Raw genomic sequence first — 25735 nt, 5'->3', positions numbered from 1 at the left:
GTGTAGGTTACTTTTTATTCTGCATAGCAGGGATTTAGATATCGAAAAATTAAAATGGATTTATATAGCAACGATTTCGATTGTAAAGAAGTAGAGTGCTAGAAATCTACTTCTTTTATATGTAAGCGTATGTTTTGTCGGAATCTGCGCTTACCGGGGAAATAAAGGAATGTTTAGAAACAGAATTTCCTAAAGGAGAGTTATAAGTGAAATACATAGAAATTGGAATCGGAAATAGGTGGTTCATTCGAACAGAAACAGAATGTCAAGATGGAACTGAATTTGAGCAAAAAGGGATTGTGAAACCTATTTATTTTGAATCATGTTATTTACGGATTTGGTTTAGAAAGACTTGTTTAATCTTTGATTCAAAAGAAGGATTTAAGAAAGTAAAAAAGAAACGGGATGAGTATAAGTTTATTTTTGGGATTGTGAGTAGGCTACAATAAAAAAAGAGGTGTCTATTTATAAGGATTGTGGCCTTCGTAGTAGGGATACCGTCAAGATTTTGACGTAAAACCCAGGCTAAGATATTTTATGGAAGTGAATAAGGGATTTTTTGTACGCTAAGCGTTCTGTGTTGTAATAAACATAATATTCAGTCATTTATTTATCAATTTACAGGGAAGGTATTTTTCTACGCAATTTACAGAATTATGGTAATATTTAGAGGGATAGAGAATATCGAGGGGGGCGTAGTGAATGAGCACAGGTGTTTTCGCGCATGAAGTAATCATGAAGCAACTTAACGATCTGTATCAATTGATGTTATCACAGCAGTTAATAAAAGCAACAGAATTAAAAAAAGAAATAGATGAGAAAGTAGAGCACATTAAGCATACAGAAAAAGAGGAAAAACAAAATCAGAATTTATTATTATATTATTCCTTGTTAGATTTTAAATACAGACTACTTACTGATAGATTAAGCATTAGAAAAGACAGCTTTGATGTAATTGATTCTATTGATGAAACAACAGACAAGCTTACAGCTTATTATTATCATTCTTTCAAAGCTGAACATACTTTAATGTTTAGTGATTACAATGAAGCTAAAAGACAATATGAAGAAGCTGAAAGTTTATTAGAATATATTTCTGATGAATTAGAGCATGCTGAATTCAATCAAAAATTCGCTGTGCTACATCACACTTCTAAAATGCTAACATCGATCGAGTACGCAAGTAAAGCAAAAGAAATATTTGTAAAACATGCTGGATATGAAGTGAAAGTTGCATCTTGTGAAAATACATTAGGAACTGCTTGTATATTTTTAAAACAATTTGAAAAAGCAGAAGAACATTTGAATCGATCCATTGACATTTTACAAAAACATGGTGAAGAGAAACTAATTTTAGTAGTACGTCATAATCTTGGATTATTATATGCAACACAAAATTTATCTACATTAGCGATTCGTCACTTATCTGAAGTTACAGAACAAATTCCAAATCATTTTAAAGCATTGTTCTTACAAGCGCGTGAACATTATAAGCTAAAAGAAACAAATGTCGCTCAAGAACTCATCGAAAGAGGTTTAAAAGTTTGTAATGAAATAGGAAATGAAGAATATGTATATCACTTTAATATTTTACGTTTATTAAATGAAAGCAAACCTATTGAAGTAGTAGAAGAGGAAGCGAAAAAAGGTATTTCTTATTTCAAGAAACAAGGTTTATGGGATTTCGTTGAAGAATATGGAGAATTGTTAGCTGTTGAATTTCGTAAGTTAAATAATCATGAAAAAGTTAGTAATTACTTTGATGTGTGTTACGAAGCGAAACAAAAAATTTTTAGTAAAGGAGCATTGAAATAATGAAAAAAATTGTATTAGCAACATTAGGGTTAGTAATAACGTTAGCATTTGGTCTGAATAGTGAAGGTGGTACACAACATGCTCTGAAAAAAGAAGAAACTGTAATACAATACTCGCATGCTGATCATTTTTAATTAAGATAAACAAAAGAGACCTCGCGGGTCTCTTTTGTTATAGGGTATTGTATTCGACTCATGTTTAAGAAAGTTAGCTTCTATTTCATCTTCATATTTTTGTAATGAAGCAGGTACAAGAATGTTTAGAACGGAATCATCTTCAATCCAATAATCCTCAATCTTTCCTTTCTCACTATGAATTGGGTTGTAATGTAAGTAGTTCTTATTAATAGTAATTGTCTTACCACTTGGGGTAGTTAAAGGATTCTTCTTCCCTTCAGTATTTAATTTATACAAATTCCCTCTACTTGTCTCTTCGTAGTTGCTCGTATTAATGACAAAACCTGGTTGTTGTCTATTTAGATCATTTTTATTTTGCTTATTTTCAATTCGCCTATTGATTCGTCCTGTATCTTCTATTCAATTTTTTCACCCATTCACTCCTATCCCTATGATTGTTGTATGTATAAAAAAATCATGAAAAAAGATTCGTTTGGAAGCAAAGTGAAATTAAATTTTTATGTTTATGTCACAAACTGAACTTATGATTCGTTATATGTGTAAACAAGCAAGGAGGAGTGGATTTGTATGAAAGAACGAACATGTATCATAATTGGAGGCGGATACGCAGGAATTAATGCCATAAACGCCATTAAGAAAAAAATGTCTGGTAGCAAATCCATACCCGTTGGCCTATGTGTCTGGACACTTGTCTTGTTGCCGAGCCCTGCACTTCACAAATTTGGATTACCCCTCACGGTTGATGGTCAAGTCATGGTGGATACTAGTTATCGTGTCAAGGGGGCTCCAGGTGTCTATAGTATCGGGGATTGTGCACATATTATAGATCCGGTAAGTGGGCGAACAGACAGAATGACATGTAAAGAAGCCATTCCTCAAGCAATACGATTGGCAAAAGTCATTATGACGGATATAAACAAACGTCCTGCACCCTCTCACCGAGCATACATGGATCTTTTCTGCATCGGCTTGGGACCAGAACGAGGAATGGTATGGATTCGGAAATGGGGACTGGATTTCCTAATTACAGGAAAACTCGGTTGGAAAATCAGGAAATTTACTTGGGATTCTGCAAGTTTAATAAAATAGAGTGAAAAACTTATTCAGACAAACTATATATACATCAATTAAAAAACCAACACCCCCCCTTTTTTAGGTGGGAGAGAGCATCTGGCCATGCATAGAAGCGGTCAGGGCCTTTTTCCGCCACATGCGAAGTAAAAACAGAAAGAGTAAACGAGTATAGGTTACTTGTTATTCTGCATAGTAGGGATTTAGATGTCGAAAAATTAAAATGGATTTATATATATTATTAAATCCCCTATTCCGAAATAGGAAATTAAAGTGCAAATAATGCATAGAATCCTTGTAAATTAAGGGTTCTTTTTTTGAATGTGAAGTTGTTGAAGGAAAGTTAGAATCAATAGATAGGGAATTTCTCAAACTTCAATACTTTAAAATAAGCGAAATACCATAGTTAACTTTGTCATATCCTGAAAAATATTTTATGATTATAATTAAGTTTGAAAATTAAGATTTTTTATATAGTCCTGAGGTGTACATCTCTGTTAGTGTAAATACAACTTCCTCTAAATCTACTTTCTTCTCATTTCGAACGATTTCCCATAGAAACATTTCATTCGTATAAAACCAACCACGTGCCACAATTGCTTTATTTAACTCACTTCGTGCCAATCTATTATTTTGTGAATAAGTGATATCCTGCATAATTCGACTAATAAAACGTTCACGGATTTCGTTCCATTTATGACAAACTGTATTTGATGCTCCAATAGCCTCTTCGACGATTTGTAATATATTTCTTTCTTCTTCGGCTAATTGTAAGAATGCCCGCACTTGATTTTGAATCATAGTATGTGCTTCTATTTTTGTTTTAGGAAAAAAGGAACGTTCAGCAATTGTGTAAAAACGATTCATCACATCTTCCATGAGGACAATTAGAATATCATCTTTATTTTTAAAATATACGTATGCAGTACCATAGCCAGTTTCAGCATCTTTAATAATTTGAGAGATTGTTGTTTTTTGAAACCCGTGTTCTAAAAAAACTCTACGACCTGATTTTAATAATTTCTTTCTTGTTTCTATTGATCGTTGTTGTCTTGTTGAAAGAAGATTCTTTTCCAAAAAATATCACCTCTTTATGCTGAAATATCTGAAAATATAATTTTATTCTAATTGAATCGAATGTAAAAAGTCAACTGACATAATATCATTGACGTCATGTCAATTATGATGTTATATTTCAATTAGTTAGAATAAAAAGAAAATTAAGAGAAGGTGAAAAAAATGTATCAAGAGCCATTTGAACCATCTTACGAGTATGCAATTGAATGTGATAAGCACGATGAACTTGCTGAATTTCAAAAAGAATTTTATAAGAAAGCAGATACAATATATTTAGACGGAAATTCATTAGGATTGCTTTCTAAAAGAGCAGAGAAATCTTTACTTACGATGTTACATTCATGGAAAGAGTATGGAATTGATGGGTGGACAGAAGGGGAATATCCTTGGTTCTTTTTGTCAGAACAATTAGGTGAATTAACTGCACCGCTTATAGGTGCTTTACCTGAAGAAGTAATTGTAACCGGTTCCACGACAACGAATATTCATCAAGTAATTGCGACGTTTTATGAACCAAAGGGAATGCGTACAAAGATTCTTGCGGATGAGTTAACATTTCCATCAGATATTTATGCTTTGCAAAGTCAAATTCGTTTAAAAGGATTAGATCCAGATGAACATCTTGTACAAGTAAAGAGTCAAGATGGTAGGACGCTTCAAGAAGAAGATATTATTGATGCAATGACTGATGATATTGCGTTAATTTTATTGCCTGCTGTGTTATATCGGAGTGGACAAATTTTAGATATGAAACGATTAACTACTGAAGCGCACAAACGCGGTATTCATATTGGCTTTGATTTATGTCATTCTATTGGTTCAATCCCGCATGATTTCAAGAGTTGGGATGTTGATTTTGCAGTATGGTGTAATTATAAATATTTAAATGCAGGACCTGGTGGTGTTGCTGGATTATATGTGAACCAAAAACATTTCGATCGTCTTCCAGGACTTTCTGGTTGGTTTAGCTCTCGAAAAGATAAACAATTTGACATGGAACATACATTAACAGCAGCTGAACATGCTGGGGCATATCAAATTGGGACCCCTCATGTGTTAAGTACAGCTCCATTAATTGGTTCATTAGAGATTTTTAAAGAAGCAGGTATTAACAAACTGCGTAAAAAGTCATTACATATTACCCGCTATATGTTAGATTTAATCAGCCATGAATTGAAGGGTATGGGATTTACAATTGGAAATCCATTAGAAGATGAAAAGCGCGGGGGACATATTTATTTGGAGCATCCGGAAGCAGCACGTATATGTAAAGCATTAAAAGCAAATGGAGTTATTCCTGATTTTCGTGCACCAAATGGGGTTCGTCTTGCACCAGTTGCTTTATATAACACGTATGAAGAAGTGTGGAAGTCTGTGCAAATTTTGAAAAAGATAATGAAAGATGAAGAATATAAACAGTTTAAAAATAAGCGAGAGGTTGTCGCATAAACGATGAAAGAATCGGACTGGATTGATATTTCACAGCCATTAAATAATAAGATAGCGACATGGCCAGGAGATACGCCGTTCTCGTACGAAGTATCGTGGTCAAAAGAGCAAAGCGGCTCTGTCAATGTTGGGAAATTGACGATGAGCATTCATACAGGGACACACATTGATGCGCCATTTCATTTTGATAATGAAGGGAAAAAAGTACTAGATTTAGATGTGAATGTGTATGTTGGCCCAGCACGTATCATTGATGTTTCAGGCATGGATAGTATTGGGATGGTGGAATTAGAAAAATTTGATTTAGAAGGTGTAGAGCGCTTATTGCTGCGTACTTCTTCACATGGAAATGCACAGGAGTTTCCGGTGACAATACCATATTTACGTACTGATATTGCACCGTTTCTTTCAGAAAAGGGCATTCGATTAATTGGAGTAGATGTACCTTCTGTAGACCCGTTAGATGATAAAGAACTAGCAACGCATCATCAATTATTTCAACATGGTATTCATATTTTAGAGAATGTAGTATTAGATCATGTACAAGACGGAGATTATGAACTGATTGCCTTGCCGCTCGCATTGATGGATGCGGATGGGAGTCCAGTTCGTGCTGTAATAAGACCACTATAAGAATAGGCACATGATGCATAGAAGGGGTGTTCATTTTTATGAAAGAAAATGAAAAAGTAATCATGGAAAAGGGAATTCATACAGATTTCAGAGAGAATATGACATACGGGGAATATTTACAATTAGATAGTTTACTAGGAAGTCAAAAAAGACTTTCCGATCATCATGATGAAATGTTGTTTATTGTAATTCATCAAGCCAGTGAACTTTGGATGAAACTAATTTTACATGAGCTTAGCGCAGCGATTGAATCTATTCAAAATGATAAATTAGCACCCGCTTTTAAAATGCTGGCGCGCGTTTCAAAAATTCAATCGCAAATTATTCAGTCTTGGGATATTCTTGCAACGCTAACACCATCTGAATACATTGAATTTCGTGATTCGCTTGGCCAAGCATCAGGATTTCAATCGTATCAATATCGGATGATTGAATATGCGCTTGGTTATAAAACACCTCACGCATTAAAAATTTATGAAAAAGATCCAGAATTACACGCTCGTTTACATAAAGCACTTCATTCGCCAAGCCTTTACGATGTTGCAATTCAGGCGCTTGTAAAAGAAGGATTCCCAATTCACAAAGATGTACTAAATCGTGATATTACACAGCCGTATGAAGAAGATGCGACAGTTGAAGCAGCGTGGTTAGAAGTGTATGCTGATGTAAAAAAATATTGGGACTTATATCAACTGGCGGAGAAGTTAATTGATATAGAAGATTGGTTACAACAGTGGCGATTCCGTCACATGAAAACCGTAGAACGCATTATTGGTCATAAAATGGGAACAGGTGGATCATCGGGTGTTTCTTATTTAAAACGCGTGTTGGATCAACGCTTTTTCCCAGAGCTTTGGAATGTTCGGACGAAGTTATAAAGAAGTATTTTGATAAACTTTATGCACACCACTTAATGAAAAGTGATGTGCTTTTTTCTTTGTAGTTATGTAAAATTAATATTAAGAAAAGATAAGGAGTATAGTCCAAAGATTGGATAAAAAGATTAGGAGGGGTTTTGTGACTCGTTGTACGAATTGTAAAACAAGATGGAAAGCAAAGGATGTATGGTCTCTTTATTTCCAAAACGATGGTAAAGATTGTCCGTATTGTTATCAAAGGCAATACTTATCATCAGAAACCTTTCGTTTTTCAAGTGATATTTTAGCTCTTCTCTTTCTATTCCTTGTCCCATTCTTCGTTGAATTAAGCGATACGAACCCTTTACTAGACTTTAGAAAGAAATAAAAATTGTTGATCGTTCAAAAAAATAACTAATAAATCATTTGCTTTTTGCCAAAACGGATTAAGTGAAAAGAACTTAAAGTCAATTATTGAACATGATCTTTAATATTCGAACTGGATACTTTACTTTAAGAAAATGTGGCTTTGAAATAAAGTTTGATAAAAAATAATCTCTTCAGGTATTATATCTACAAGAGAGTATTTTTATTTTTCAGAAAAATACAAAGCTATGAATATTACCTAAATATAATCCAATTTTACTTGAATCAATAGTTTATTTTACTAATATTTTAGGGTTTTCTAATTTAATTAAACAATCACCTAATAAATTAGTTTCTATGATTTAATGCCAGATTAAAGCCTTCTTGAAGGAGTAAACTTTGGTGCGCTGCAAATTACTGAACATCTTAATTTTTTTAACTATACTTTAACGTGCGCTCTTGACTACCAAAAAATACCATGCTAATATAACAGTATAAAATAGACAGGCAGTCGGTCTGTTGAGAGGGGTTGTAAAAATGAGAGTAATAAAAAAAGCCGAGGAGCGCAGGAACGAAATACTTGACGCGGCTGATGAGCTATTCGGTCGGAAGGGCTTTGATGGCACAAGTACAAACGATATTCTCGAAAAGGTCGGGATTGCGCGGGGAACGCTGTATCATCACTTCAAGTCGAAGGAGGATATTATGGACGCACTAATTGAACGGTATACTGTCCGAATTTTAGGAGCTGCGAAGGGAATTGCCGCAGACAAGAGCATTACCGTTAATGAGCGTATTATCCGCGTTGTAATGGCACTTAACATTAGTGACGGAAACGGAAAGGAAATTATTGAGCACATTCACAAGCCACAGAATGCGCTGATGCATCAGAAAATACAAAAGGTTATCATAAATGGCGTTCCACAGATACTGACGGGAATAATCCGCGAGGGCATTGAGCAAGGATTGTTCAATACACCATATCCGTATGAATGCATGGAAATGGTTGTGGCTTATACAAATACTGTTTTTGATGGTGATATGGTGAATTTGACGAACGAAGAGCTTGCTTCACGTATACAGGCGTTTGTTTTCAACGTAGAAAGGCTACTCGGTGTCGAAAGCGGAAGTCTTATGTACATGATGAAGATGTTCGACAATGGAAATGGAGGTAGATGAAATGGAAACGGCAATGAATAATCCAGGTGGGTCATTCAGAAAATTCCTACTTTTGTGGTCGGGACAATTTATTTCAGCGATAGGAAGTGGACTTACTTCGTTCGGGCTTACAATTTATGTTTTTGAGCAAACAGGAAGAGCATCGTTAATGGCACTGGTAACCTTACTTGCGTTTATGCCGTCACTTCTTTTAAGTCCTGTGGCAGGAGTACTTGCGGATCGTTATGACCGTAGGCTTCTCATGATACTGGGGGACAGTCTGTCTATGATAGGACTTATATTCATTTTGATTTGTATGCTTGGCGGTGAAGCGCAGATATGGCAGATTTGTGTGGGAGTTACAATAAGTTCGATTTTTTCATCGATGCTTGATCCGGCATATAAGGCTACGGTTACGGATTTGCTAACCGAAGAGGAATATACAAAGGCAAGTGGTTTTGTTCAGGTTGCGGGTTCAGCAAAATATCTAATTTCTCCTATAATTGCAGGCTTTTTGCTCACCGTTGTGGATATAAAGTTGCTACTTGTAATTGATATCTGTACATTTTTTGTAACGGTTGCTTCAACTCTTGCTGTACGTAAAGGTCTTATTTCAAAGAAAAATGAACAAGAAAATTCGTTTACCAGGGAACTTAAAGAAGGCTGGGATGCCATTTCTAAAAAAAGGGGTGTTCTTGTTCTTGTGATGATGTCTTCGGTGTTGACTTTCTTTCTCGGTTTCATAGAAACGCTTTCCGTGCCGATGATACTTGCTTTTTCGGACAGTGTAGTAGTAGGAACGCTTGAAACAATTGTGGCTACTGGAATGCTTGTATCAAGTGTGATTATAGGTATTCTTCCGATAAAAAAGGGTTTTATGAAAATCCTTTCTATTTCGCTGTTTTGTGCAGGAATGTTTATGGCGGTATTCGGACTTCGCGAAAATATCGTGCTTCTCTGTATATCGGGATTTCTTTTTTTCGCAATGATGCCATTTGCAAACACAACCCTAGATTTTCTTGTTCGTACCAACATTGATAATTCCGTTCAGGGTAGGGCATGGTCAGTTATAGGATTAATCTCACAGCTTGGATTTATTGCTGCTTATACTCTTTCGGGTGTGCTTGCGGATTATGTGTTCACTCCTTTGTTAGTTGACGGTGGACTGCTTGCTAGTAGTATGGGGAAAATCATTGGCACGGGCAGTGGCAGAGGAATGGGATTACTCATTATTATCGCGGGGATTTTGTTATGTGTTACTTCGGTATTTCTGTATAACTTGAAATCAGTTAAAAAGCTTGAAAATAGAGGTGACGTATGCATTACAGAATAATCCGTAATGACATTTCAAAAAGCAAACTGATAACATTAACAACAATGATATTTGTCGCTGCCGCGGCTATGCTTGTTTCTCTCTCGGCGATACTTGTCGTAAATCTTTCGGGTGCGATAGATACACTCATGAAGCAGGCGAAAACTCCGCATTTTATGCAGATGCATTCGGGTGATATTGATACTGTACGGCTTGCGAATTTCGCGAAGCAAAATAGCAATGTCGAGGAATTTCAGGTGCTTGAATTTCTCAATGTTGACGGTGCGCAGATTGTAATTGACGGAAACTCGCTTGCGGACAATGTTCAGGACAACGGCTTCAGCACACAGAGCGAAAAATTTGATTATCTCCTTGATCTTGACGGAAACGTAATAAATGTATCCGATGGGGAAATTTATGTTCCGGTAGGTTATATGAAGGACGGCACTGCAAAAGTCGGTGACAAGGTTGTGATAGACGGAAAGAAATTTACCGTTGCAGGATTTCTCCGCGATTCACAGATGAACTCGCTGCTTGCCTCATCAAAGAGGTTTCTGGTGAGTGAAAATGATTATGCGGCAATAAAGGATTCCGGAAGCACGGAATATCTAATTGAATTCAGATTAAAGGACTTGTCTGAAATTGGCGCATTCGAAACTGCTTACACCTCCGCAGGACTTGAAGCAAACGGACCGACAATTACATATCCGCTTTTCAAAATGCTTAATGCCATTTCCGATGGGCTGATGATTGCGGTCATACTTCTTGTAAGTGCGCTTGTCGTTGCAATCGCATTTATGTGCATACGCTTTACTCTCCTTGCAAAAATCGAAGACGATTACCGAGAAATAGGTGTTATGAAAGCAATAGGGCTACGTGTTTCCGACATAAAAAAGATTTATCTTGCGAAATACGCGGTGATTGCGGCAGCTGGTTGTACTCTCGGGTTTGCACTTTCATTTGTGTTCAGAGGCATGCTTCTTGAAAATATACGGCTTTATATGGGGGAAAGTGAAAATTCTTCTTTCGCTTTATTTTTCGGAATAATCGGTATATTAATCGTGTTCCTTGCAATTATTGCCTATGTAAGCAAGATGCTGAAACGCTTTCGAAAAATATCAGCCGCGGAAGCAATACGCTTTGGCATTTCACAGGAAAAATCCGCAGGCGCAAAACATTTTTGCCTGAGCGGAAACAGGCTGCTTAACACGAATGTTTTTCTGGGCGTAAAAGATGTTCTTGCAAGAAAAAGTCTTTACGCCACAATGCTTGCAGTACTTGTGATTTCGACATTTATCATTATCGTTCCACAGAACCTGTACAACACGATTTCCTCAAAAAGCTTCATCACATATATGGGGATAGGAAGTAGTGATATGCGCATTGACATTCAGCAGACTGACAATATTTCTAAAAAAGCAGCGGAAATTGTAAAGACGCTGGAGCACGACAAATCTATATCTAAATATGCTGTGTTTACGACCAAAACATTTAAATCAAAGACGGAGTACGGATCGGAGGAAGGAATAAAAATTGAACTTGGCGACCATTCGATATTCCCAATAGAATATTCCGAAGGCAGAGCACCCGCCGAAGAAGACGAAATTGCGCTTTCAGTTATTAATACTGATGAGCTGGGCAAAAAGGTCGGTGATGTCATTACGCTGGTGGTTCAGGGGAAAGAGAAAAATCTCACGGTATGCGGAATTTATTCTGACATTACTAACGGCGGCAAAACCGCAAAGGCTATTTTCTCTGACAATTCGGCGGATATTATGTGGTGCGTTATTTACACGGAGCTTTCGGATAAATCTCTTGTCGGAGGAAAGACTTCGGAATATGCGGATAGGTTCAATTTTGCAAAGATTTCGGGCATTGATGAATATATTACACAGACATTCGGCTCGACAATAAGCTCCATCGAAAAAGCCTCCTATGCTGCAATTGTCGTTGCGCTGATTATAACGGTATTGGTTACACTTTTGTTTATGAAAATGCTTGTCGCAAAGGACAGATACTCAATTGCCGTAATGAAATCGTTAGGTTTTACAAACTCGGATATCACAATACAGTATGTTTCGCGTTCGGTATTTGTTCTGATTGTAGGAATTGTTCTTGGAACGCTTCTAGCAAACACTCTCGGAGAGGTACTTGCGAGCGCGGTTATTTCATCGTTTGGAGCGTCGTCGTTTAAGTTTGTTGTTAATCCACTTTCTGCGTATCTATTATGTCCATTGATGATGATATGCTCAGTACTTATCGCAACAATTATCGCCACATCGAGCGCGGGACAAATAAAAATATCTGAAAATATGAAGGAGTAGATTATGAAGAAGATTATTATCGGTGAAAATATAGTGAAATCTTTCAGAGCAGGCAATGAAAAGCATAATGTTCTCGATGGCGTGTCCGTTGAAATAAACGAGGGAGAGTTCGTTTCGGTTATGGGGCCTTCGGGCTCAGGAAAATCGACACTGATGTATGCACTGAGTGGAATGGACGGCATTGACGGCGGAAAGGTTTCTTTTGACGGCGAGGATCTATCAGCACTTAGTGAAAAGGAGCTTGCCGACATACGCAGAACAAAAATGGGTTTTGTTTTTCAGCAGCCGACTTTACTTAAAAACTTGAATATTCTTGATAATATCATTCTTCCTTCAATGCGGGATAATAGAAAAAGCGCTGCGAAGATTACCGAAAAAGCAAGAGCGCTTATGAAAAAGGTTGGTATTGCGGAACTGGAAAAGCGTGATATTACACAAGTTTCGGGAGGACAGCTTCAGCGTGCGGGAATATGCCGCGCACTTATTAGCAATCCTAAAATTATCTTCGGTGACGAGCCGACTGGTGCGCTTAACTCAAAATCCGCACAGGAAATTATGGACATAATTTCCGAAATTAACACAGAAGGTACTACGGTTATGCTTGTAACTCACGACGCAAAGATTGCAGCTAGGACTGAGCGTATTATGTTTATGTGTGACGGGAAAATCGTGAACGAAATGCGGTTTAAGAAATCCAGTGGCACAGATATTGACGACAGGATGAAAAAAGTCACGGCAAAAATGCGGGAAATAGGAATATAATATATTGTAAATTAATTACCGAATCTACAACTACCGTCCAAGAAGTTCTAATTATTGGAATTTATTTTTTATCTAATTCCTGAAATTTTTTGCTATCAATCATAGGAGGATCAGTATCATTTTTCTTTAATTTCATACCAATAAGCCCACTTATCAGAGAAAATATTAATGTTCCTTGCCAAGAAATCATGATGGTTACCATAAAATAATCAATCGTTGTAATTAATATATAAGCTTTTCCCATATCTAATATAAATGATAACCCTCTGATCGAGTTAATCATTCCAACAGTTTTTAAAGCTTTTGGTAAATTATCTGTAATAAGCGACAAAGGCACATCAAGGAATAAATAAATCACAAAGAAAATAGTTAAATCACCAAACGATTGATATTGTAATCCCAATAATCGTAACAACACGAATTCAAACAAAACAATCCCAAGCAAAATGATAGCTACTATAAAAGTACATATTACTATTGTTTTAAATTTTTTCACATTTCGCCCCCAAAAATAATATACTTTCCCTTGGTTAACTATTCGAATGATGAATATTTCTTACTTTTATTATAAACTATATGGAAAAAACTAACATCAGAACTTAGTATTTGTTTCATTTTTAAAGAACTTTACTGCAACTTAACATATACAAGAAAGGAGTTATCCTGAAATTTACAATTGGGGATAACTCTTTTTTTATTATTTTTTAGTAACATACTAAAGGGAGGATATATGAGTGAACTGTGGTTTTATAAAATAGATTGATCATTTATAACAAAGTTAGATTAATTAAAATAAAGATTGATAAAAAATTGGTGTTAAAGATGGTGTGGATTGGAATTTTACCCCATTAAGACAAAGTCCAGAGGAATTGGTTAAAAATCCAATTCTTTTTTTCAAAACTGTGGTTAGATAGAAAAATGGTAAATAAAAATTATTGAATGATATTCCATTAATTCATTTTAAACTTTGATAGATTATAAGACATATATCTCTTGTGAGTGAATGTATGGTCATAGATGTATGCTAAGAAATTTTGGTATCAAGAGCAACAACGCTTATTAAACAATGAGCCCCCTACTAGAAGCTGGACATCAGAGCAGATACGGGATATTCTTGCTGCTAAAAACCTAAATTTGATGGGAAACCAGGTAAGTCTTTGTATCTTCCGGACCAAAGTAATATTTTCATTGACACTCGATTAGCATTTTATGTTTCTACGGGATCTCCAGCAAGCATATCACTTGTATATATATAGATGTGCAAGGGAGATTGTTTTGTGTACTGCAACGAAGCCAGCAGACTATGCTAGTTTTACAAACTATGGGATGTTATTTTTGCCGATAGCAGAAGTGGTACTTGAATTAAGGGATATTTCGAATGGAGTTACTAACACCTTGGGAAAATTTATACACTTTAAGCCACTTAAAGATCTTCCATTGAAGATCCTTTTTATTGCCAATACTCAAATCAAAAAACTAAACGCCCCAATTGGAGCGTTTAGTTCACTTTTCATTCGACATTTCCAGGATGATCAGAATGGATTATTTTTTATAATTCTATTTTCTGGTCACCACGTTTTTCTAGATTTTTAGCAGTTTTACTTTGGTCAACATCCTTTTGGTCTTTAAAGGTACCCATGAGAAAATCATAGGCTGGGTTCGTAACACCATACCAGTAATTTTCATTTTTGAAGTGGTGCCATAAATGAACCTTTTTCATCCAGCGTCCCCATGGTGATATTGGTTGAAGGGGGCGATGCGCGATATAATGCTTCCACTCATAAAATAATAAAAAGAGCATAATACCTGCAATAAATGCGTTTGTCATGACAAAGCTGGATGAAAGAAAATAAAAAATTGCTCCTGCAATTGTAATGTTTGGCACACTATACCATAAGGGTAAAAATAATAAATGTAATTCATTCGGACTTGTATGGTGGTCATAATGTAGGCGCTTAAGCATTTTTAATAAAAATGCATTCTTTGGTGGCTTTAGATGAAAAATAAACCTGTGAGTAGCGTACTCAGCTAAGGAATACATAATCATTCCCAAAATAAAAGCACCCCAAATTCCGATAGAGATTAAATGTAGAATCATAAATCCAAAGCTAATGAGGAAAAGACAGCTCATGATCAATATATCAGGGTAGGAAAAATATTCTTTAAAATATTTTAGTTTCATTTATCACGCCTCCAGCTTTCTTTATTTTTTTCTATCTTTCCAGAGAGCCAAGCTTTTCTCCATTGTTGTCTTACACAATCTTTCCGCTTCAATTGCATCTCCCTTTAATGCAGCTTTTAATAAGTCGTGGTAATAGTTGAAGGACAACCCACGATGATCTTTTACAGAAAAATATCTTTTCGCCATATCTACATAAATGGAATCGAAGCTATTTAAAATGAGTAGAAAGATCGGATTGGCAGCAAGCCCAGCACACCTTTTTTGCAAATCCCAATCAAATGCTGCATAGCTTTCTGCACTATCTTCAAGCTGCTCAAGATTGGCAAGGAGAGCAACCACTTTAGGTTGATTAAACGTAACAGCATCACGAATATAAGTCGGAGTCAACGAACTTCTAAATTCTAATAAGTACATAATAAATTCATCTGTAATGGTATGATGATTCTCAACAATATTAATAAGTGTCGTTAGATTCCCATTGCTCCAATAATCATTAATAATCGCTGGCATCCCTTTTCTTCCTGTTATCCATCCACTCCTTCCTAAACGTTGAAGTGCCTCCCGAATAGTTGGGCGACCAACACCAAATTCTTTCGCAAGCTCTCTTTCTGGCGGTAAAGTACTTCCTACAGAATAAACACCAGCCAATATGGATCTAATTAATTCACTCTCAATTTTATCTGAGGAGCGTTCCTTTTCTTTCAAGCCATCGTCCCCTTTATTTTATGGTAATACATGTTAAAGACATTGGTAATACCAAAAATTATATAATAAATTTGAATTTTCTGTCAATAAAAAAGGAGCGAATTTTTATAAATAGAATTATCGAACAAGCCCGTAAGCTGCTTAGTAGGATGGAAAATGATTGCTTAAATGCGTTGTTAGGATATTTATAAAAGAGAAAAAACTCATTTAGATATACAACGGAGAACCGTATCATAAAGTAAATGAGGTTTTTATTCAACCTTATGAAAATTATTAGTTTTAGCAACTTCATAATTTATAAGAATAAATGTTAGAATATCTGTTCAAAATAGATGATCAACCTTTATTTTAATCAATCTTTGTTTAAAATAGTGAGGGGTTTTTTTGATGAAATCAACATTTTCAACCACTTTCTAATCAAACTTTATTCCAAACCAACATGAACACGTATCTTATGCAAAATTGGATGCTTTTTTAGAAAGTATATTAGGAATAGAAATATTTGAGTAGAATAGTAAAAATAGAAAAGAACAGTATGCATTTGGAGGAATATAAATTGGATTTTGACAAGCTAGAAAATACGTTTATAAAAAAGAAAGTGAATGCATTCCTTGTGTATCAGCGAGGTGAATTAACGACAAAGTATTATAAAATAGCAGAATGTGCAAACAATTTATATAAAATTAATTCCATCACTAAAAGTATCGTATCGATGTTAATCGGTATTGCTATAGACAAAGGTTATATAAATGATATACATACATCTATAGCAAAATGGATTCCCAATGTACCTAAAGAAAAGAAAGAACTGACTCTTTATCATTTGTTAACAATGACAACTGGTGAGGATTGGAAAGAGTTCGGAAATGGAGTTGTATTTCCGAATGATTTTATAGAATCAGATGATTGGGTAAAGTACATCTTACAGAGACCATTAATAGAACAGATGGGCACAAAAATGAATTATAATTCAGGTTCCTCGCATCTTTTAAGTTATATTTTGCAAGTAGCAACAGGAATGACGACTGAGCAATTTGCAAAGAAGTATTTATTTGACTCATTACAAATTACTGAGTATGAATGGCAACAAGACCCGCAAGGAATTTATATTGGTGGGTTTGGTATGAAAATGAAGAGCGAGGATTTATTAAAGTTAGGGATATTATGTTTGCAAAATGGATTTTGGGATGGAGATAAGATTGTATCGCCAAGATGGATTGAAGATTCAAGTGTAGCTCGATTCCAAACATATGAGCATGTTGGGGCATATGGATATCATTGGTGGGTATTAGATCATGAAAGATTTCACATACCGTATTGTATGTATTTTGCTATGGGATATGGAGGGCAATACATTATTGTCATTCCTAGGTTAGAACTTGTAGCTGTAATAAGCAGTAAAATGCCGAAGCGTGGGTTGGTACCATTAAAATTATTTATAGAGCATTTACAAGAGAATTTTAATCATGTATAAAAGTAGGAATTAACGTTTAAACCCGCTGTTTTAAAATAAACCAGCGGGTTTTCTATATTTCATCTACTTGTTTTTTGGAATATAATCTTCAAAAACTTCTCTGTCTTCGTCTCAAATTCTACATCCACAAAAACCCCGTATTCTTTTTCATTTTCACGTAACCACAGTTTAAACTTCTCGACAGTAATATTGACCGTTTTGGGCTTTCTACCAATATGAAGGTAATCGATAATTTGAGCTTTTGGATATTTTTCTTTCGTCTTTTCTACTGCAAGTTTTCCCCATTTGGCATATGGTGGCTGTGCATGAACAATTGATGAATCAATATATGTATTACAGTATGTCGTCAAAAACACCACACTTAATACAAAACATGTGAAAAAACGCTTCATGATAAACTCCTTTTCCTGTTTTTCCTTATTATTTGTATATGGATTAAAACATATAAGTTTGGATTTTTTTGTCTTCTTTACATAAAAGCGCTCTATTTACAAAACATAACCATGAATTCATTACTGTCATTAAGGAGGGAAACAAATGCGTCAAATAGGTATTCTAAAAATACTCATTTTACTTGTGTTCATTGGTGTATCAGTCATAGTGAGTAGTGGACAAACCAAAAATGTACAAGCATTTTCTAATCAAGTTATTCAACGAGGCGCATCTGGAGAAGATGTCATTGAATTGCAGTCCCGTCTGAAATACAACGGGTTTTATACAGGTAAAGTAGATGGGGTTTTTGGATGGGGTACATATTGGGCACTGCGAAACTTTCAACAAAAATTCGGATTACCTGTTGATGGTTTAGCTGGAGCTAAAACAAAGCAGATGCTTGTAAAAGCAACGAAATACGAGAAGTCGACTGCGAATAAAGGAAATACAAGTAATAAGGGAGATAGTGGTAATAAGCCAGTACAAAACACAGCAACGAATGTTCCAAATGGTTATTCTCAAAATGATATCCAGTTGATGGCGAATGCTGTTTATGGTGAATCCCGTGGTGAACCATATATAGGACAAGTTGCGGTAGCGGCGGTTATTTTGAATCGTGTCACAAGTGCGTCGTTCCCTAATACTGTTTCAGGTGTAATTTTTGAACCGCGCGCTTTCACTGCGGTAGCGGATGGACAAATATATTTAACACCAAATGAAACGGCGAAAAAAGCTGTATTAGATGCGATAAATGGTTGGGATCCGACAGGAAATGCAATTTATTATTTCAATCCGGATACTGCAACGAGTAAATGGATTTGGAGTCGTCCACAAATCAAAAAAATTGGTAAACATATTTTCTGTAAATAGAGCGGAGGTGGAAACATGTTACGAGGTATTGTAATTGTATTGTTAACAATCGGTGTAGTTGGAACGGGATATTGGGGGTATAAAGAGCATCAAGAGAAAAACGCAGTCCTCATTCGAGCAGAAAACAGCTATCAGCGTGCATTCCATGACTTAGCATATGAGGTTGATTTATTACACGATAAAATCGGAACCACACTTGCGATGAATTCACGGACATCCTTATCACCTGCACTAGCAGATGTATGGCGTTTAACATCAGAAGCTCGGTCTAATGTAGGGCAATTACCTTTAACATTAATGCCATTTAATAAAACGGAAGAATTTCTGGCGAATATTGGAGATTTTAGTTATCGCACCGCAATTCGTGATTTAGAGAAGGAACCATTAAACGATCAAGAATATAAAACACTACAAACTTTATATTCAAATGCGGAAAATATTCAAGACGAACTTCGAAAAGTACAGCATCTTGCCTTGAAAAATAATTTGCGCTGGATGGATGTAGAACTAGCTCTTGCATCAGACAAGACTCCAGCAGATAACACAATTATTGATGGACTTAAAACAGTTGAAAAGAACGTAACATCATACGCTTCAAAAGATTTTGGACCGACATTTACGAGTATGCAAAAAAGTACAAAAGGCGGATTTCAGGCAGAAGGTAAGGCCATTTCAAAAGATGAAGCAGCGGAAATCGCAAAATCATTTTTGAATTTAAAAGGAAATGAAAAAATAGAGGTTGAGAAAAGTGGAAAAGGCGCTAAAGAAGCCTTTTATAGTGTCAAGATTCAAGATCCAGCCACAAAAAGTGAATCCTATATGGATATTACGGGAAAAGGCGGGTATCCAATTTGGGTGATGAATAACCGTGAAATCAAGGAACAAAAAATTAGTCTAAATGATGCTGGAAGTAAAGGACTAGCTTTTTTAAAAGACCATAAGTTTAAGAATATGGAACTATACGATAGTTCCCAATATGACAACATTGGTGTATTTACGTACGTTGTAAATGAAAATAATGTGCGTATTTATCCAGAAGCAATTCAAATGAAGATTGCTTTAGATGATGGATCAATTGTTGGCTTTTCCGCAAAAGAGTATTTAGCATCACATCAAAAACGAACCATCCCAACTGCAAAATTAACCGCAGCTGATGCAAGGAAGAAAATCAATCCAGATGTGAAAGTGATGGAAGAACGTAAAGCGATTGTTGTAAATGATAATCATAAAGAAGTATTATGCTATGAATTTATTGGAACATTGGGAAAAGATACTTACCAAATCTTTATTAATGCAAATGATGGTACTGAAGAAAAAGTCAAAAAGATGCAGTCCGTCGAAAAGATTTATGATTAAACATCAATGAAAAAGTGGTGAGAATGATGAAAATCCTTATATATATGCTGATGATTTGTTTTGCTATTACGGGGTGTAGTGTAAGTAAAAAAGAGAATGCTCACGAAAAGTCAGAACAAAAAAATGTATCCATGAGAAATGTTAGCTATACACAAGGTACAACAAAACCGAACGAAAAAGTGGCAGATCATTTAGCTTCATTAGCGTCTAGTATACCAGGTGTAAACAACGCAACAGCAGTAGTTATTGGAAAATATGCAGTGGTAGGTATTGATGTAAAAGCGAAATTAGATCGCTCTCGCGTAGAGTCAATAAAATATTCTGTTGCTGAAAGTTTAAAACATGATCCAAATGGTGCAAATGCGGTTGTGGTTGCAGACGTTGACACGTATGAACGATTAAAGCAAATGGGCAATCAAATTAAACATGGCAAAGCAGGCGAGGGAATTCTTGATGAACTTGCGGCAATCGTTGGCCGTGTTATGCCACAAGTACCGAATGATATAATAGAAAACAGAGAACCAAATCCGATTAAACAAAGTGATAAACAGTTACCAAAAGATGAGAAAAATGAGTTAAGAAAAGAACAAGAAGATCAATCAAACAATAACCTGAAAAGATAATTCAAATCCCGTACTATAAAAGTGCGGGATTTTTTATGTGTTTGTTAAATATATAATATTCAATTTATTGATTAGGAAATATATGGTTTAATAATAATGGGAGGGACAACTTGAATTATGAAAAATAAAAGCGCATTCATATTATGTAGTTTTTGTTTATTTTTAAGTATGACAGCGTGTGATCAGAAGAAACAAGAAAAGAAACACACTGTAACTTCTTCAACTGTGACAGAAAAAAAGAAAAATGAAACAATTGATGGAAGTCTTTTCTCACAAATTAATGAAGGAATGACCTACAACGAAGTAAAAGAATTAATAGGAATTGAAGGAGATTTACTCATAGACGAAGGAGATAAAGACTCAGCAAATCACAAACAAACCTTCGCCTGGAAAGGAAGTGCTCCTAAATCATTTGCTGAGATTACTTTTTTGGATGGAAAGGTTCGGTCTAAATTACAGCAGGGTTTAATTTAGTATTAGGAAGAATGGGGAGATAGAAATGAGTTTACATACAGGGGAAATTAAAATTGTTCCTTATAAGGAACAATATAAAGAAATAATAGAAACATTTACTTTACCTAGTGAACAAGTTCAGTTCACGTCGAAACCAAGTGAGTTGCTTGAAAAGGCAAAGAAAGATCCAACTAGAAATGTAGTTGTTATTTTAGATAATGAAGTACCTGTTGGTATTTTTGCACTTCAAACTGGTGAAAGAATCGGAGAGTATACGAATAATCATGATGCATTACTCTTAGTTTCTTTTTCAATCAACTACGAAAAGCAAGGAAAAGGTTATGCAAAAAAGGCATTAGAATTATTAAAGGCTTTTGTATCGTACTATTTTCCGACGAAAAACGAAATTGTACTTGCTGTAAATGAACGGAATATTCCAGCACAAAAATTATATTTAAAAGTAGGATTTGAGGATAGAGGTCAAAGAAGAATGGGACCAATTGGAAGACAACTCGTTTTATATTTACCGGTGTAAAAGTAAATAATGTAATAAAAAGCTTACTTCTGAAAAAATTTCATGCGGTAAGCTTTTTCATTTGTTACGATATAGAGTGGAATATTACTTTTTATAGATAGAAAAATGAGACAGAAATGAAGGAATTAATGAATGAATCAAGTAAGAAAATGGAACTTTATTGGGGGCCGGGTGATAAAAACTGGGATTGCAGTTTTTCTTACAGTGCTAGTTTGTGACTTTTTTAAAATCCCAACAATTTTTGCTGTTATTACAGCAATTGTAACAATTGAGCCGACCGCAACAGACTCGATTAAAAAAGGATTAATTCGTTTCCCAGCTTCAACAATTGGATCAGCTTATGCGATGACTTTTACATTTTTATTTGGTCATCAAGCACTTTCTTATGCATTAGCAGCTATGTTTACGATTGTAACGTGTCAGAAGCTAAAATTATATGCAGGTACATTAGTTGCCACTTTGACAGCTGTAGCTATGATTCCAATTACAGTTAATCACTATTTTGCAGCTTTTTTAGTTCGATTAGCGACGACTTCAACAGGAATTATCGTTTCTACCTTAGTAAATTTCTTTATTTTACCTCCCCATTACGGGAAAACAATTATAGGTTGTAAAAATGAATTGTTTTTGAAAACAGCAAATATTATGGAAGAATGGTTAAACCAAGTTATGCAAGGAGAACAGATAAAAAAGGAAATAGCTCATAGCATTTCAAAATTAACTTTACTTTTACATAAGGCCGTTCAATTTGTTCAATATGAACAGAAGGATTGGAAATACCATCGCCATACGAAAAATGAAATGCGTAGTTTTCTATCTGTTCAAAAACAACTCCATATACTTCAGCAAATTATTTATCATCTTGATAATCTAACACATGCACCTATAGTGGAATGTAAATGGTCACAAAAAGAAAAAGAAACATTGCATAGCGCCATTGTGTCAATGATTAGTATATTGCGTAATCATTGTTCTGAAATCGATTATAGGCATTATCAACTTATAGATGAATTAGATCAGCAATTTTGGGGTCATAAGAGCGATTTAGCAGAGCATAAACCACATAACTATCATCATCATTTTTCTAGCGAATCGATTATTTTGTTTGAGGTGCTATCTATTCATGATATGTTGGAAGAATTAGAACGAGTACGTGAGAAATATGAAAAAGAAACAACGAATATAACGATGTAATTCGTATAATGCTCTGGTATTTTAAAGGGAAAAGAGTCTATGTTGAAGAAGAATAGATATGTATATAATAGGTTTGGTAATTAGATTTAATAAAAATGAGGGATAACATAATGACTATTTATATTGCACTATTAAGGGGAATAAATGTAGGTGGACATAAATTAATTAAAATGGCGGAACTGAAAAAGGTTTTTGAAAAGTTAGACTTACATAAGGTTCGAACATATATTCAAAGTGGGAATGTAGTTTTTGAATCTGAAGAAGGAGTAGACCTTTTGCGTCAACGAATTGAACATGAAATTGAAGAAGTTTTTGGTTTTGCGGTTCCTGTTATGTTAAGAACGAGTCAAGATATGAAACAAGTTATCAAAAACTGTCCATATGAGACGAATGCATTGTTAGAAGGTGAAAGTCTACACGTCGCTTTTTTGGCTGAAGAGCTTTCTGCCGAAGAAGTTAAGCAACTATTTCGTTTTAAAAATGAAGTAGAGGATTGTTATATTGAAGGTAAAGAAGTATATTTGTTTTTCAAGAAGAGTATTCGAAATTCTAAACTAACAAACCAGTTTCAAAAATTTCGTACCCCAGCAACGGTGCGGAACTGGAGAACTGTAAATAAACTGAGCGCAATGGCAGAAGAAATCCTATCGTAAACAATAAGGTTATTAAATTCCTTACTTACAAATGAAGCCTTGTTTTTCTCTAAAACAAAGAGAGAAACAAGGCTTTTTGCATACATGCTATTCTTATTGATATCTTTTAGAAACAATGAATTCTACAAATAGAATGACAAGAAATGAAGAGCAAAACGCAATAAATAAAGGGAAGTTATGAATGTTATGAAGGGAATAGAAAACAGAAAATCCTTCTGTAAAAATTAATAAAATAAACATAATACCAATTAGAATAAAATAACCTATTTTGAAACTAATTTAGTTTAGAAAATAACCGAGGATGAAAGAGACCCCAAAGATGGTTCCCCTAGAATTATTCCTTCGGTTATAAGGATATTGCTCACTGTAAAATGAAGCACATTAATAAAAAAGATTTTATCTGGATTGAATGTAAAAGTTTGAGTCTGCATATATTGGGTAGGGATGTCAGATTAAATTAGGAGGTATCTATGTCTATACTTCTAAAAGCAGGTGCAGACGCTGGAAATAATGGTCTGAAATTAATGGTGAAAGGACAAAAGCCAATTTATATTCCAAGTATTTATTCGCTATACGTTGGAGAATCAACAGGTTTATTGGATGAAGTGGATATACCAATATCTGAATTAGAAAATCACATTGATGTAACCATTAGTTCTCCATCTTTAATGCTAAACAACGTACGTTACATTGTTGGGCAAAAAGTTATTCAAGATCAATTAAAAGGGACAGAAATGGAAAAGAAATCTAATAAGTCAACAGATGAATTGATGATTCTTACAATTTTATCAGGTTTAGCAATTAGTGCTATGCGTCATAATCCGAATTCGAATCGTATCAATATTCGTTATGATTTATCAGTTGCTCTTCCAATGCAGATTATTACACAAGAAATAGCAGCAGAAAATGCGCAACGTTATATGGGAACTCATAAGATTGTTTTTCATTATCCAAATGGAAGAGATGTCACAATAAACGTCTCGGTTGAATTTTGTAAGTGCCTACCTGAAGGAGCATCTGGTACTTGGGGGATTGTGTATGATGAGGAAGGAAATGTTTTAAAGCACAAAGTTGAAAAAGAAAACGATATAATTTCTGAGATAGATTTCGTTGACAAAACATTATTATCTTTTGATATAGGTGCGGGTACAACTGAGGAGGTTGTTTCATATGGAGTGAATTTCAGGCCGCAATTGAGTAAAGGGTTGGCCTATGGAGTCAAAGAAACTTTATTGCAAATCATTACAAGATGGAACAGAAAGTATCCGACAAAAGCGATAGATAGTATTACAGAGTTTAATCAAATTTATTTAAATGAGAATCATCCTAGAAATCCTTTATTAGTAGAAGAGTCACAACAGGCACTTCTAAGTTTAGCGGCACGGGTTGCGACAGATATCATCAATAAGATTGACGATATGAAAGATGATCCATACGTATTTATTTATGGTGGGGGAGCAGTCATCATTAAAAATAGCTTGCAATCGATTTTAAAACAAAAAGGAAGGTTGAAAAATGTAACTTTTGTAGAAAACCCACTGTTCACAAATGCACGTGGATTATTAGTATACACTTGTTCTCCAAGGTATAGGGAACATAAACAAAAAGAATTACGAATTTAACATTAAGTTAGTTGGTGTAAGCATGCGGCGTAAACGATATAAACGATATAAACGATATAAACGTGGTGATAGAGTAAAAATATATATAAATCACTCGGTACCTCCAGAAATGATTGCTTGGTTGAATAAACAATCGAATGTAACAAGCTTCTTTTTTTACGGTGTACAGCAATTGTTTAAACAGGTCGGAGATGTTGATGTATCAAAAACTTTACCGAATAGCCATGTTTTTTCTTTATATGTTGAACATGCATCTACGCTAAAATTTGAAGTCAGTCCTTGTAAAAAAGTAATGATGGAAAAACAAGAACTTGCGAGATGTATGGAAAAGGAGCCTTGGGAATATATTGATCAAATAGACTGTCCTTTTTTTTAAACATGTAAAAATATACTTAAAAACGCCACCGCTATACATATGAAGCTAGCGGTGGCATTTTAAGTATGGTTGTTCAATCTATTTGTATAGAATGAAATTCACCTCATTAGCAAAGAAGATTAAATTGTGGTTACAGCCAAGTAGAAAACAACTGTAGGAATTGAGTCGTCTTATTCAAGCTGATAAAATAAAACCAATCGTTAGTCATATTGTTCAGTGTAATGAACAAAAAAGTAGAGAAGCGCACAAATTAAGTGAGAATCAGCATACATAAGGAAAGTTAGAAGGTGAAAGTCTAC

28 protein-coding genes are annotated in these 25735 nt (G+C 34.9%); 23 read left to right on the top strand and 5 right to left on the bottom strand.

What is annotated here, in order from left to right; translation table 11 throughout:
* Window positions 1-206 precede the first annotated feature (206 nt).
* From COO03_RS25430 to COO03_RS25415, 4 genes are all read left to right on the top strand, one after another.
* A complete protein-coding gene (locus tag COO03_RS25430; protein WP_097899741.1) occupies window positions 207-449 on the top strand; it encodes a DUF3977 family protein in 243 nt (80 codons plus the stop codon).
* 253 nt (window positions 450-702) lie between these two features.
* On the top strand, window positions 703-1815 hold the full coding sequence (locus tag COO03_RS25425) for a response regulator aspartate phosphatase (protein WP_097899740.1): 1113 nt from the start codon (window positions 703-705) through the stop codon (window positions 1813-1815).
* Entirely contained in the window at window positions 1815-1949 is a 135-nt protein-coding gene (locus COO03_RS27930) for a hypothetical protein (protein WP_255257283.1), read from the top strand. The genes COO03_RS25425 and COO03_RS27930 overlap by 1 nt, the downstream gene beginning before the upstream one ends.
* A gap of 570 nt (window positions 1950-2519) precedes the next feature.
* Window positions 2520-3041 carry an FAD-dependent oxidoreductase gene (locus COO03_RS25415; protein ID WP_097899738.1) on the top strand — a complete coding sequence of 174 codons (522 nt, stop codon included), beginning with the start codon at window positions 2520-2522 and terminating at the stop codon, window positions 3039-3041.
* A gap of 441 nt (window positions 3042-3482) precedes the next feature.
* Here the strand turns inward: COO03_RS25415 and COO03_RS25405 are convergent, their stop codons facing one another.
* Window positions 3483-4100: a TetR/AcrR family transcriptional regulator gene (locus tag COO03_RS25405; RefSeq protein WP_097899737.1), complete on the bottom strand. Its 618-nt coding sequence runs from the start codon at window positions 4098-4100 to the stop codon at window positions 3483-3485.
* Between the two features lie 162 nt (window positions 4101-4262).
* Here COO03_RS25405 and kynU point away from each other — a divergent pair, with 162 nt between their 5' ends.
* The 8 genes from kynU to COO03_RS25365 all read left to right on the top strand — a co-directional run bounded on the left by kynU (window position 4263) and on the right by COO03_RS25365 (window position 12961).
* Window positions 4263-5549: a kynureninase gene (kynU, locus tag COO03_RS25400; protein ID WP_097899736.1), complete on the top strand. Its 1287-nt coding sequence runs from the start codon at window positions 4263-4265 to the stop codon at window positions 5547-5549.
* A gap of 3 nt (window positions 5550-5552) precedes the next feature.
* Window positions 5553-6182: an arylformamidase gene (gene kynB / locus COO03_RS25395; RefSeq protein ID WP_097899735.1), complete on the top strand. Its 630-nt coding sequence runs from the start codon at window positions 5553-5555 to the stop codon at window positions 6180-6182.
* A gap of 38 nt (window positions 6183-6220) precedes the next feature.
* On the top strand, window positions 6221-7060 hold the full coding sequence (gene kynA, locus COO03_RS25390) for a tryptophan 2,3-dioxygenase (RefSeq protein ID WP_097899734.1): 840 nt from the start codon (window positions 6221-6223) through the stop codon (window positions 7058-7060).
* 139 nt (window positions 7061-7199) lie between these two features.
* The gene (locus COO03_RS25385; protein WP_097899733.1) at window positions 7200-7427 is read left to right on the top strand and encodes a hypothetical protein; all 228 of its coding nucleotides are present in this window, start codon (window positions 7200-7202) and stop codon (window positions 7425-7427) included.
* 515 nt (window positions 7428-7942) lie between these two features.
* Window positions 7943-8584 carry a TetR/AcrR family transcriptional regulator gene (locus tag COO03_RS25380; RefSeq protein WP_097899732.1) on the top strand — a complete coding sequence of 214 codons (642 nt, stop codon included), beginning with the start codon at window positions 7943-7945 and terminating at the stop codon, window positions 8582-8584.
* Window position 8585: 1 nt separating this feature from the next.
* Entirely contained in the window at window positions 8586-9896 is a 1311-nt protein-coding gene (locus COO03_RS25375; protein WP_230322558.1) for an MFS transporter, read from the top strand.
* Window positions 9881-12199 carry an ABC transporter permease gene (locus COO03_RS25370; protein ID WP_097899731.1) on the top strand — a complete coding sequence of 773 codons (2319 nt, stop codon included), beginning with the start codon at window positions 9881-9883 and terminating at the stop codon, window positions 12197-12199. Before COO03_RS25375 ends, COO03_RS25370 begins: the two co-directional genes overlap by 16 nt.
* 3 nt (window positions 12200-12202) lie before the next feature.
* Window positions 12203-12961, top strand: coding sequence for an ABC transporter ATP-binding protein (locus COO03_RS25365; RefSeq protein WP_097899730.1), 759 nt, complete (start codon window positions 12203-12205; stop codon window positions 12959-12961).
* A gap of 61 nt (window positions 12962-13022) precedes the next feature.
* Here the strand turns inward: COO03_RS25365 and COO03_RS25360 are convergent, their stop codons facing one another.
* Window positions 13023-13457: a YrvL family regulatory protein gene (locus tag COO03_RS25360; protein ID WP_097899729.1), complete on the bottom strand. Its 435-nt coding sequence runs from the start codon at window positions 13455-13457 to the stop codon at window positions 13023-13025.
* Between the two features lie 521 nt (window positions 13458-13978).
* Between COO03_RS25360 and COO03_RS28215 the strand changes: the two genes are divergently transcribed.
* Window positions 13979-14164, top strand: coding sequence for a hypothetical protein (locus tag COO03_RS28215; RefSeq protein WP_141523244.1), 186 nt, complete (start codon window positions 13979-13981; stop codon window positions 14162-14164).
* 346 nt (window positions 14165-14510) lie between these two features.
* On the opposite strand, the gene COO03_RS25350 is transcribed toward COO03_RS28215, so the two are convergent.
* A complete protein-coding gene (locus COO03_RS25350; protein WP_097899727.1) occupies window positions 14511-15143 on the bottom strand; it encodes a sterol desaturase family protein in 633 nt (210 codons plus the stop codon).
* 21 nt (window positions 15144-15164) lie between these two features.
* Window positions 15165-15848 (bottom strand): GntR family transcriptional regulator, encoded by a 684-nt coding sequence (locus COO03_RS25345; RefSeq protein ID WP_097899726.1) that lies wholly within the window; start codon window positions 15846-15848, stop codon window positions 15165-15167.
* Between the two features lie 556 nt (window positions 15849-16404).
* Here COO03_RS25345 and COO03_RS25340 point away from each other — a divergent pair.
* Window positions 16405-17322 (top strand): serine hydrolase domain-containing protein, encoded by a 918-nt coding sequence (locus COO03_RS25340; RefSeq protein ID WP_097899725.1) that lies wholly within the window; start codon window positions 16405-16407, stop codon window positions 17320-17322.
* Between the two features lie 59 nt (window positions 17323-17381).
* Here COO03_RS25340 and COO03_RS25335 read toward each other — a convergent pair whose 3' ends face one another.
* The gene (locus COO03_RS25335; RefSeq protein ID WP_097899724.1) at window positions 17382-17714 is read right to left on the bottom strand and encodes a DUF3889 domain-containing protein; all 333 of its coding nucleotides are present in this window, start codon (window positions 17712-17714) and stop codon (window positions 17382-17384) included.
* 145 nt (window positions 17715-17859) lie between these two features.
* Between COO03_RS25335 and sleB the strand changes: the two genes are divergently transcribed.
* The 9 genes from sleB to COO03_RS25285 all read left to right on the top strand — a co-directional run bounded on the left by sleB (window position 17860) and on the right by COO03_RS25285 (window position 25436).
* Window positions 17860-18624 (top strand): spore cortex-lytic enzyme, encoded by a 765-nt coding sequence (sleB, locus tag COO03_RS25330; RefSeq protein ID WP_097899723.1) that lies wholly within the window; start codon window positions 17860-17862, stop codon window positions 18622-18624.
* A 15-nt stretch (window positions 18625-18639) separates the two neighbouring features.
* A complete protein-coding gene (ypeB, locus tag COO03_RS25325) occupies window positions 18640-19980 on the top strand; it encodes a germination protein YpeB (RefSeq protein ID WP_097899722.1) in 1341 nt (446 codons plus the stop codon).
* A gap of 26 nt (window positions 19981-20006) precedes the next feature.
* A complete protein-coding gene (locus COO03_RS25320; protein WP_097899721.1) occupies window positions 20007-20603 on the top strand; it encodes a YhcN/YlaJ family sporulation lipoprotein in 597 nt (198 codons plus the stop codon).
* A gap of 117 nt (window positions 20604-20720) precedes the next feature.
* Window positions 20721-21077, top strand: a complete 357-nt coding sequence (locus COO03_RS25315; RefSeq protein ID WP_097899720.1) for a hypothetical protein — start codon at window positions 20721-20723, stop codon at window positions 21075-21077.
* Window positions 21078-21102: 25 nt separating this feature from the next.
* Window positions 21103-21591, top strand: coding sequence for a GNAT family N-acetyltransferase (locus COO03_RS25310; protein ID WP_097899719.1), 489 nt, complete (start codon window positions 21103-21105; stop codon window positions 21589-21591).
* Window positions 21592-21723: 132 nt separating this feature from the next.
* Window positions 21724-22785 carry an aromatic acid exporter family protein gene (locus COO03_RS25305; RefSeq protein ID WP_097899718.1) on the top strand — a complete coding sequence of 354 codons (1062 nt, stop codon included), beginning with the start codon at window positions 21724-21726 and terminating at the stop codon, window positions 22783-22785.
* Window positions 22786-22895: 110 nt separating this feature from the next.
* Entirely contained in the window at window positions 22896-23438 is a 543-nt protein-coding gene (locus COO03_RS25300) for a DUF1697 domain-containing protein (protein WP_097899717.1), read from the top strand.
* A gap of 470 nt (window positions 23439-23908) precedes the next feature.
* Complete coding sequence (locus COO03_RS25290) at window positions 23909-25060, top strand: ParM/StbA family protein (protein ID WP_141523243.1); 1152 nt, start codon at window positions 23909-23911, stop codon at window positions 25058-25060.
* Window positions 25061-25082: 22 nt separating this feature from the next.
* Window positions 25083-25436 carry a hypothetical protein gene (locus COO03_RS25285; protein ID WP_097899715.1) on the top strand — a complete coding sequence of 118 codons (354 nt, stop codon included), beginning with the start codon at window positions 25083-25085 and terminating at the stop codon, window positions 25434-25436.
* Window positions 25437-25735: the final 299 nt, after the last annotated feature.

Origin of the sequence: Bacillus sp. AFS098217 (genome assembly GCF_002551815.1) — a bacterium.
GTDB lineage: Bacteria > Bacillota > Bacilli > Bacillales > Bacillaceae_G > Bacillus_A.
Note: the sequence above shows the minus strand (reverse complement) of the source record. Positions and strands in the feature narration are given on the sequence as shown.